The 9,999-nt window shown below is 42.1% G+C and carries 7 protein-coding genes; 4 read left to right on the top strand and 3 right to left on the bottom strand.

All coding sequences use genetic code 11. The annotated features are described in order from the left end of the window. Positions 1 to 15: 15 nt before the first annotated feature. Entirely contained in the window at positions 16 to 753 is a 738-nt protein-coding gene (locus H5181_RS20020; protein WP_182751863.1) for a YciK family oxidoreductase, read from the bottom strand. A gap of 259 nt (positions 754 to 1,012) precedes the next feature. Between H5181_RS20020 and H5181_RS20015 the strand changes: the two genes are divergently transcribed. Both H5181_RS20015 and sohB read left to right on the top strand, forming a co-directional pair. Further along, positions 1,013 to 3,502 carry a VolA/Pla-1 family phospholipase gene (locus H5181_RS20015; RefSeq protein WP_182751862.1) on the top strand — a complete coding sequence of 830 codons (2,490 nt, stop codon included), beginning with the start codon at positions 1,013 to 1,015 and terminating at the stop codon, positions 3,500 to 3,502. A 122-nt stretch (positions 3,503 to 3,624) separates the two neighbouring features. Then, complete coding sequence (gene sohB, locus H5181_RS20010; protein ID WP_182751861.1) at positions 3,625 to 4,635, top strand: protease SohB; 1,011 nt, start codon at positions 3,625 to 3,627, stop codon at positions 4,633 to 4,635. Between the two features lie 86 nt (positions 4,636 to 4,721). Here the strand turns inward: sohB and H5181_RS20005 are convergent, their stop codons facing one another. Next, positions 4,722 to 5,789, bottom strand: coding sequence for a DUF3083 family protein (locus H5181_RS20005; protein ID WP_182751860.1), 1,068 nt, complete (start codon positions 5,787 to 5,789; stop codon positions 4,722 to 4,724). A 175-nt stretch (positions 5,790 to 5,964) separates the two neighbouring features. Further along, positions 5,965 to 6,522 (bottom strand): arylesterase, encoded by a 558-nt coding sequence (locus H5181_RS20000; RefSeq protein ID WP_182751859.1) that lies wholly within the window; start codon positions 6,520 to 6,522, stop codon positions 5,965 to 5,967. A gap of 61 nt (positions 6,523 to 6,583) precedes the next feature. Between H5181_RS20000 and H5181_RS19995 the strand changes: the two genes are divergently transcribed. Then, positions 6,584 to 7,333: an ABC transporter ATP-binding protein gene (locus H5181_RS19995; protein ID WP_011638017.1), complete on the top strand. Its 750-nt coding sequence runs from the start codon at positions 6,584 to 6,586 to the stop codon at positions 7,331 to 7,333. Next, complete coding sequence (locus H5181_RS19990) at positions 7,333 to 9,816, top strand: ABC transporter permease (protein ID WP_182751858.1); 2,484 nt, start codon at positions 7,333 to 7,335, stop codon at positions 9,814 to 9,816. The genes H5181_RS19995 and H5181_RS19990 overlap by 1 nt, the downstream gene beginning before the upstream one ends. The last annotated feature ends 183 nt before the right edge of the window (positions 9,817 to 9,999 follow it).

The following is a 9,999-nucleotide window of genomic DNA, read 5'->3' as shown; positions in this document are numbered from 1 at the left end:
ACTAATACAGGTTAACTATTGAGCATTAAGTGCTTGGCCATTGGTGTCGATAGATTCATTACCCATTAAGAATAAATAAGTCGGCATAATTTGCTCAGCTGTTTTTAGTGTTTGTGGATCTTCAGCTGGATAAGCTTTTGCTCGCATTTCTGTACGAGTTGCACCTGGGTTAATACTATTAACCCTTACAGAGGTATTATCACACTCATCAGCTAATACTTGCATCATGCCTTCGGTGGCAAATTTAGAAAATGCATAAGGTCCCCAATAAGCACGACCTTTACGTCCAACACCGCTTGAAGTAAACACAATTGAAGCATGCTCGGCTTTACGCATAATAGGCAATAATGACTTGGTCATGATGGCTTGAGCCGTGACATTAACCTTTAAAATGGTTTCAAGCGAGGTTAAATCAATATGCTCAAATGGACCTAATGCCCCCAACTGAGATGCGTTATGCAATAAACCATCTAAATGACCAAACTGTTCGGCAATGGTGTCTGCCATATCAATATAATTCTGTTCGGTCGCGCCTTTCATATCTAACGGCACAATAGCTGGCTTTGGATAACCGGCATTAACAATTTCATCGTATACATTTTCGAGTTTTTTAACGGTTTTACCGAGTAAAATTACCGTTGCGCCGTGTTTGGCAAACTCTATTGATGCTGCACGACCAATACCGTCTCCAGCGCCTGTAACCAAGATTGTTTTGTGATTGAGTAAATCTTTTGCAGCTTGATATTCCAACATGATTGATTATTTCCTCTTAGCGCAATCGCCCGTCAAATCTAGTACCGGATAAAAAATAAACGACCGTTTGAAACAAATGATTAATAATTGTATGTGAATAGGTCATTTGCATGTAACAAACTTGTAGCTAACTCAATAATTTTACGTTAACTTGAGAATAGTTAAGGACTAACATAAGTCCTTATGGTCGCATGATAGGACTATTGTGACCAATTCTTGGGGAAAACAAAATTATTAAAACAAGATTTGGGGAAAAAAGATGAAAAGACTCATTTTGGGTGTTGCAATAACATCTGCTCTTGGCTTGACAGCATGTGGTGGCGACAGTTTTAACGAAGCAGTAGATAATGCTGAGCCGTTAGTACCTGTTTCACATATGCAGTTTGATCCGGCTAATAGCAAATTACCATTACCAAACGATTTACTTTTTAGTGGCACAACCGATGGCACATTAAATATACCTGGTGAGGATGGCATAGATTATGTTAACCCTCAGCTGGCATTAGGCGCATTAGACGGCTGGTCAACGAGTTCTCCTATTTCAATCACTGTCGAACTTGCTAATGATTTACAGGGCAATGCATTAACGTTGGATGCCGCATCTGTGTTTCAACCTGGTGCAGTGCGCATGTTTGAAGCGACAGTAGGCGGAGCATTATCAAGTGATGCTGAGTGTAAATCAGCGCCTTCAGTTTCAGCCTGTAAAGTAGGTGAAGAGCTTCAATTTGGCATTGACTTCGTATCAAAAGCATCAGGCAATAAAGTTGCCATAGTACCGATTAAACCATTAAAGGCTGGCCAGTCTTATATCTATGTGACTACCGATCTTATTCAAGATTCGTTAGGCCGTGGTATTGCTCCGTCAACAACCTATGGTCTGTTAAAGTTAGATTTTGAAACTCAGCAGCTTGAAACAGAACAACAAAAAATGCTGCAGTATCTGGTCAACAGTTATGAAAAAGGTGTTGCTGCAACACATGGCGTTGACCCTGAATCGATTAGTTTTTCTGGTTTATTCACCACTCAGTCAGTCGCTGATGTGTATGAAACCACTAAATTATTGATGGCTTCTAATCCTGCTTATACACCTTCATTTGTGCAAATACCTACGCCAACAGGATTGACAGTTGCTCAGGCTGCTGGTTTAACGCCAGCATCGGGTGCAGCCTATGTAGTCGCCGATATGGCTGATCTTTATACTGCCAAAATTAAACTGCCAATCTACGGTGATTGTTCATCAGCTGGCTGTGTGATCCCAATCGTCGATGGTGCTCCAACAGCACCTAATGGCCGTTGGTTTGCTCAAGGCGACAGCCCTGTGTCGGTATTGCTAGCTTTACAGGCTGGTACATTAAGCCAAGCTAACTTTTTTGCACAAGCATCTGATAACGGTGTAGATCCTCAAGCAGCATTGGGTAATCCTGCATTGCTTGCAGGTAAACAGTGGAAACTTGACGATGGTACTGCTGCAGATAAAACAAAGCATTTAACCAAGTTTAACCCTATTCCGGCTATCAAAGGTTATGAAACTGTTTCAGTTCAAATTACCTTACCGAATGCGGCTAAGCTTGCAGCATTTACTGCTGCGCAAGGTGGAACTTTTGTCCCTCCAACAAGTGGTTGGCCAACAACAATCGCAATGCATGGTTTAGGTGGTGGTAAAGAAATGGCACTAGCTTATGCTGGTACATACGCAGCAGCTGGTGTTGCTACTATTGCGATTGATATGCCATTGCACGGTGCTCGTTCATTCGACTTAGATAAAGACGGCACTTATGAGATCTCTGCTACAGCCCCTGCATTTGGTCCTGTAGTAGGTACACCTGATGCGTTCACGAATGGTAATCCATTAGTGTTTGTTAACATTGCCAGCACATTAACTGTGCGTGACAATTTCCGTCAAGCAACTTTAGACCATTTAGGGTTAAGATTATTATTGACTGGAATGGCGCAACAACGCGCTGCGGCAAATCAACCTCAAGTATTTGATGTGTCAAAAATCAGTGCTCAAGGTTTGAGTTTAGGTGGCATTGTGGGCACTACATTCTCTACTTATGCCAGTACTGGATTAGTTAATCCTATGACGGGTGATGCTTTGCCTAACGCTTATGCAATTAATGCAGCATCGTTAGTCGCACCTGCTGGTGGTTTAGCTGGAGCATTTGCGGGTTCTGCTGCATTTGGTCCACAGTTATTTGCCAATGTCACAGCCTCTAGTACGTTTGCCGCTCTCGTTACTGCTGCAAATACTGCAGGTTATGAGGAAGGTAGCCCCGAGTATGCTGCTTTAGTTCAAGCTGTGTATGCTGAATTTATACCGACATTTGCTTTTGCAGTGCAAACAGCAGTCGATTCTGCCGACCCAATTAACCATGGCGAAAAATTAGCTGCTACTGGTTTACCGGTGCATTTAATTGAAATAGTTGGCGATGGTGCTGGTAACTTAGGTGACCAAACATTACCTAACAGCGTTGAAGGTTTCCCATTATCGGGTACTGAACCGTTAATTGCCTCGCTAGCGCTAGGATGTGTTGATACAACTACACCAGGTTCTGGTGCTGTACGCTTCTCTAAAGGTCATCATAGTTCGATTGTTAGCCCTGGTGAAGTAGATGGCGTTACCGACGGTATGGCTGCTGCCGCGACTGTTGAAATACAGTCTCAAGTTGCAGGTTTTGCAAAATCAACGGGATTAGGACAAGCAACGATTGTTGTGACTAATAGCGATGTGATCCAAAGCTGTAACTAATGCTTACTAATTAGTGCGCAATATCTTAAAAAACCCAGCAATTAGCTGGGTTTTTTATTGTCTACTTATCGGTTATTACTGTTAAAATACCGCGAGATTGTCATCCCTGTATGGAGCGAGTTTTGGAATTTTTATATGAATACGGCCTATTTTTAGCAAAAGCAGTAACCATTGTTGTCGCTATTCTAGCGGTAGTAATATTTGTGCTGGCGGCTAGCATGAAAAACAAATCTGATAAAGGTGAGCTAAGACTGACTGATATTTCAGATGAACTTATGCAGTTAAAGCATCAGTTGAAAGAAGAGTTACTGCCTAAAAAGCAATTTAAAGCCTATGAAAAGCAAGTAAAAGCAGCCGAAAAAGCTGCTGAGAAACAAAACTTAACCAAAGGCAAAGTATTCGTTATCGATTTTAAAGGCAGTATAGATGCCAATGAAGTCTCGTCATTACGCCAAGAAGTGACCGCAATTATAACCATCGCAGATAAAGACGACCAAGTGTTGGTCAATGTTGAAAGTGGTGGCGGCATGGTTCATGGATATGGCCTTGCTTCAAGCCAGTTAGATCGTTTGCGCCAAGCCGATATCCCGTTATCTATATGCGTAGATAAAGTGGCTGCAAGTGGTGGTTATATGATGGCGTGTGTGGCTAATAAGGTTTACGCCGCACCGTTTGCAATAGTGGGCTCAATTGGGGTGATTGCGCAAATACCCAATTTTAACCGTCTGCTAAAAAGTCATGATATTGATTATGAGCAGCACACTGCTGGTGACTTTAAACGTACTTTAACCGTTTTTGGTGAAAACACTGATGAAGGCAGAGCTAAGTTCCAACAGGAATTAGAAGAAACTCACGTGCTTTTTAAAGAATTTGTCGGCCGTTATCGTCCTAATATGGACATTGCTAAAGTCGCCACTGGTGAACATTGGTATGGCCAACAAGCAATTGATTTAGGGCTTATTGATGCGGTTTCTACCAGTGATGATGTGATTTTAGACTTGGTGAACACCCATCAAGTGATTAAAATTCAATATCAAATGAAGAAAAAGCTAGCGGATAAAATTGCTCATGGCGTTTCACTATCAGTGACCACTATGATGAATCGTTTTGCGGAGCGTAATCAATCGGTGTAGTACAGTAACAGCAGTACACCGCAATTGATTAAAGAAAAAACGACAGCCAAGGCTGTCGTTTTTTATATTACAAAGCTTATGAGTGACTAAGCTTTGTAACTGATGTGTTGATGGAAACGTAAAATGACATCGGCGTGTTCTTTATCAATGTCGAACTCATTGGTAAATACACGTATAGCTTCTTCAACTTGATTCATAAAGCGACCATAACCTTCGTCAGTTTCATCACTTTTACCTGCGACAATCACAAATCGGAAAACGTCTACAAGCTTGTTCGCATCCCAGTGACAAATTGGCTCAGGTGATTCGGCATGAGGATCAAACCCGACCATCTGAAACTCATTTGTACTGGTTAATTGCTCATACTTACTGTTACGTACTAGCGGTATTTTACCATTAGCAACTACTGCAACACGATTAAGCTGTTTGCTTTTTGTCGCTTCGATAAATTTGTCACATACCTTTTGATAAACACTGGTAAAGTCGGTGGTATCACTTGCAAGTAACTGCTTCTTGATACGACGATCAACTGGAATGTTAATGGTGACATAATTGAGCGTGCTGACATTTTCTGGAAGCTCGCAATGACGTCGGTGATAGCGACTATCAACAGCACGTAATTTATAACCGTAGGTTTCTTTTAGTCCTTTGGCTTTGGCAAAGAAGTCATAAGAAATATGCTGGTGGTCACGGACTTTAATTGGCACATTTTTAACAGGTAATAATGGTTTTAATTCAGCTATAAATTTTTGCACATGAGAGTGAAACTCTGCCGAATTACTGCGAAGGTCATTGCCTGTGGCTAAAAAGACAATTCTAAGTTTTCTAGCTCTAAAGCCTGCAACGCTGTGTAAACGGTTAGCTTCATGGTGTGCTGGGTTATAGAAAAAACGTAATTGCTCGTCTGTGGTTAAGCAATAAGCCTCACTGTGATAGCGGACCATAGGTAATTTATCAGTGGTGACAACGTGAACGTTGTACAATTCTTGTTTTTCGGCTAGTTGATAGACAAGTTTACTAAACTCATCGTAACAAGTTTCTAAATCACTGTATGCATTAAGATATTCATCAGTTAACGGAAAACCAATGGTAATGTATTGATTTTTACGTGTTGCTGTTGGCAGGTATACTTTTTTTTGACGACTGACGGACATATTATTTCCTTATTGCCTTTGTTGTTGTCTAAAGTTTATCGTTATATGTTTATGCTTATTTAATGCGCTTGCTGAGTGTCCATTTTAAACATTGATGCTTAAATTAAAATGACTTTCGATCACTTTATTAAAATGTTTTTAACATGTTGAACAAAACTTGTTCAAATTTAAGTGTTTACTCGGATAAAGCTTGTGTGATCCAAGGTAACATTAACTGCGTAATACTCTCTTGAGCTTGTTCATTTGGATGAATGCCATCGCGCTGCATAAGCGTTTTGTCGGTGGCAATATCTTGCATGAAAAAAGGGATCAACTTAATTGTATATTGTTCGGCTAGTTGATGGTAAATCTGAGTAAAAGATTTGGCATACCTAGGGCCGTAATTCGGTGGTACCATAATCTCAGTTAATAACACTTTGGCGCCTTGTTGCTGCGATAGGGTAATGATTTTTGTAAGATTTGATTTCAGTTTATTAGGCGGAAAACCTCGCAGTCCGTCGTTACCACCTAGCTCAATGACAATCAGATCAGGTTTGCTTGAGGCCAGTAAACTCGGGAGTCTACGCAATCCTCCCGCCGTTGTTTCACCACTAACAGAACCATTAATTACCTGATGTTGAGGCAACTGGTTACGTAACAATTGTACCCATCCCTGATCTTCTGGCATGCCATAACCTGCACTTAAGCTATCACCTAATATCAAAATCGTGGCAGCATAGGTTGGTACACTCATAACTATCAGTATAAACACGCTGGTAAGCACGCGTTTAAGTGACGAATATAAGAAGGATTGTATGTCTAATAATATCGATCGAAATACCAGTGCCATTACTGTAACTAACCTCAATAAAACTGTCGTGACCCAAGAGGGAGAGTTGACTATCCTCAACGGCATTAATATAGAAGTCAAGCAAGGAGACAGTATCGCCATTTTGGGGCCATCAGGTTCAGGTAAGTCGACACTATTGGGGTTACTTGCAGCATTAGATACTCCTACCTCTGGTGAGATAGTGTTAGATGGAGTGGCATTATCTGGATTAAATGAAGAGCAAAAAGCAGCGCTTCGTAAGCAAAAAGTCAGTTTTATTTTTCAGTCATTTATGTTGGTTGATACCTTAACCGCGCTTGAAAACGTTATGCTACCCGCAGAGCTTGCTGGGGTGAAAGATGCCAAGCAGAAAGCCCAAACCATGCTTAATCGCGTTGGTTTATCTCATCGATTAAATCATTTACCTAAACAATTATCGGGTGGTGAGCAGCAACGTGTGGCGATTGCCAGAGCTTTTATTTGTGAACCCAAAGTGCTGTTTGCAGATGAACCAACAGGCAACTTAGACAGTGTAAATGGCGATAAAATTGCTGATATGTTGTTTGCGTTAAACCAAGAAAGTGACACCACGTTGGTGTTAGTGACTCATGATTTGCATTTAGCAAAACGTTGCGCACGCCAATTAGTGATGGAGAATGGTCATTTATCTGAACCATACGCAGATAATCTGAAGGCTGCCCATGTGAGCGCGGAACATGCTGAGGAGGTTAATTAATGGAGTGGAAAATTGCGTGGAGATTGTTTAAACGTGAACTCGCTCAAGGGCAATTAATTCTTATCGTGTTGGCTATTACGTTAGCGGTGTTGTCCGTGACCGGGCTAGCGCGGGTTAGTGAGCGTTTACAAGTGGCCATTAATGGCGAAGCCTCTAACTTTATTGCCGCTGACCGTATTATTGACTCTCCGGTTGAACTTGATTCACAAGTCCTTACTGTTGCCGATGAGTTAGGCCTTGCCCACGTCACTAACATGCAATTTAACTCGATGGTGTATTCGGGCGATAAATTTCAATTAGTGACCGTTAAAGCAGTAGGTGAGGGCTATCCGTTAAAAGGCGATATAGAGCTGAGTAACGGTGTCACTCGAGCATTACCAAGCAAGGGACAAGCATGGTTTGAAAATCGCTTAGGTGGTTTGCTTGGCTACCCTAAAAGCATTGAATTGGGTAATAGTGAGTTATCGCTAACCGAAGAGATTAGTCGTTTACCGGATGCGGGGTTTAATCCGTTTGCGTCTTCACCAGTATTACTCATCCGTTTAGATGATGTGGCGGCGACGGGTATTATTCAACCCGGTAGTCGGGTGACGTATTTATACCAATTTACTGGTAATGCAGAGCAATTAACCGCATTTGAACTGCAAGCTAAACCTTTGCTCAATAACAGTCAACGTTGGGTAGATGTGCAATCGGGAGATTCCCCGATAGCTTCAGCTGTGCAACGTGCGGAGCGTTTTTTACTGCTAGCCAGTTTACTTGGGATTGCCTTGGCGTGCGCTGCCATTGGTATTGCAGCGCAGCGTTACTGCCAACGCCATTATGATGTTGTGGCCATGCTGAAAACCTTTGGTGCTTCAGGCAAGCAAATTCGGGTGTTATTCGGACTGCATTTGTCGTTAGTGACCTTGTTGGGTATTGCACTGGGGTTACTGGGCGGGTTATTGCTCGACATTGGCATTACGGCATTTTTACCACCAGAAATAGCAGCTTATTCTCCACCGTATTTACGCCCTGTTTTATTAGGTGTAAGCACGGGACTGATCAGTGCATTTATGTTTTCTGCTTATCCGTTAATGCGGCTGTTAGCCATTCCGCCATTAAGAGTATTGCAGCGCCAATTAGAAGGCTTGCAGCTGGGCATGTGGCTCCATTTACTATTAAGCTTGGCCGCAATGGCCTTGTTGGGGTATTTGTATTCAAGAAGTTTAGCATTGACGATGACAGTGGTACTTGCAGTATTGTTGTTAGGTTTTTTACTCAGTGTGCTCGGCTTTGTGATGATCCGTTTTGGTCATGGCATTGGCATGAAAACCACCAATCCTTTTCAATTAGCACTAGCCGGTCTGCGTCGTCGAGCTCGTCAAAATGCTGTGCAATTGGTTGGATTTAGCAGTGCATTGGTATTATTGCTAACCATCTTGGCTTTGCGTCAAGATTTACTCAATGAATGGCAAAAGCAGTTACCAGAAAATGCACCTAACTACTTTCTAGTTAATATTGCCCCTGAGGATGCTAAGCCGTTAAACGACTTTTTAAGCCTAAATCATATTAACGCGACTGATATTTATCCTGTGGTGCGTGGTCGACTCACTCATATAAATGACGAAGAATTGATTTCAGGTAAACAAGCTGAAAACGGTGCTGAAGGGCGAGTGGGGATTTCTCGCGAACTAAACTTAACCTATCGAGATACTTTACCGCCAAATAATAAGCTGCTTGAGGGCACGTTTAATCAAGCTGCTGATGATGTATCGGTTGAGTCTGGTGTCGCAGATAGGCTAGGAGTTGTACTTGGCGACAAGCTCACCTATAACATCGATAATCAATCCTTTTCGGTGAAGGTTGCCAGTATTAGACAGGTTCAGTGGGAAACTCTACAACCCAACTTTTTCATGATTTTCACCCCTGAAGCGTTGGCACCATTTGCCTATACCTCGATGGCCAGTTTTCACCTTAATGATGCGCAATTAGCGGCGGATGGTAGCTTACTGAGCGCCAATCAAGTGGTGTTGCAACTTATCCAACAATTTCCAACGGTATCGATTATTGATGTTGGGGCTATGGTTGAGCAGTTACGACAAATAATCGATCAAGTGTCATTATCACTGTCATTGGTGTTGGCATTAGTGTTGTTGGCCAGTGCTTTGGTGTTGATTGCGCAAACGGAAGCTGGCATGGCGACTCGACAACGAGAACTCGCGGTGTTGCGAACTTTTGGCGCATCGGGTTGGTTACTTCGTGCTTCTACTGGAATTGAGTTTGCTTTGCTTGGTGCAATTGCCGGTTTATTAGCGGTGATTGTGGCAGAATTTGCTTTATACATGTTAAAAACTCAAGTGTTTGAGCTGGTTGTATATATGCATTGGCCGTGGTGGGCGATTACTCCAGTCGCAGGGGCGGTAATTGTGGCTATTTTAGGTGTTTGGCGTTGTCGACAGTTATTGAATATGTCTTGCAGTGAGATGCTAAAAGCGGGTTAAAACACCGGCTAAAAGTATAAAAGGGAGATGCTTAGTCATCTCCCTTTTTTATGTTGCCTGTCCCGTCCTGAGATAAGTTGACACATTGGAGACTTATCTATGAAACCTTCAGTATCAATCAATATAAAACGTACTCAACGAGATTACACGTTAGGCTTTAAATTAGCGGTTGTTAGTCAAGTA

It is taken from the genome of Shewanella sp. SG44-2 (assembly GCF_014164215.1).
Taxonomy (GTDB): domain Bacteria; phylum Pseudomonadota; class Gammaproteobacteria; order Enterobacterales; family Shewanellaceae; genus Shewanella; species Shewanella frigidimarina.
Note: the sequence above shows the minus strand (reverse complement) of the source record. Positions and strands in the feature narration are given on the sequence as shown.

Bases quoted from the DNA above. Each gene is read 5' to 3' on its own strand.
- H5181_RS20015 (WP_182751862.1), top strand. From the start codon at position 1,013: ATGAAAAGACTCATTTTGGGTGTTGCAATAACATCTGCTCTTGGCTTG.
- H5181_RS20000 (WP_182751859.1), bottom strand. From the start codon at position 6,522: ATGAGTGTACCAACCTATGCTGCCACGATTTTGATATTAGGTGATAGC.
- H5181_RS19995 (WP_011638017.1), top strand. From the start codon at position 6,584: ATGTCTAATAATATCGATCGAAATACCAGTGCCATTACTGTAACTAAC.
- H5181_RS20020 (WP_182751863.1), bottom strand. From the start codon at position 753: ATGTTGGAATATCAAGCTGCAAAAGATTTACTCAATCACAAAACAATC.
- H5181_RS19990 (WP_182751858.1), top strand. From the start codon at position 7,333: ATGGAGTGGAAAATTGCGTGGAGATTGTTTAAACGTGAACTCGCTCAA.
- H5181_RS20005 (WP_182751860.1), bottom strand. From the start codon at position 5,789: ATGTCCGTCAGTCGTCAAAAAAAAGTATACCTGCCAACAGCAACACGT.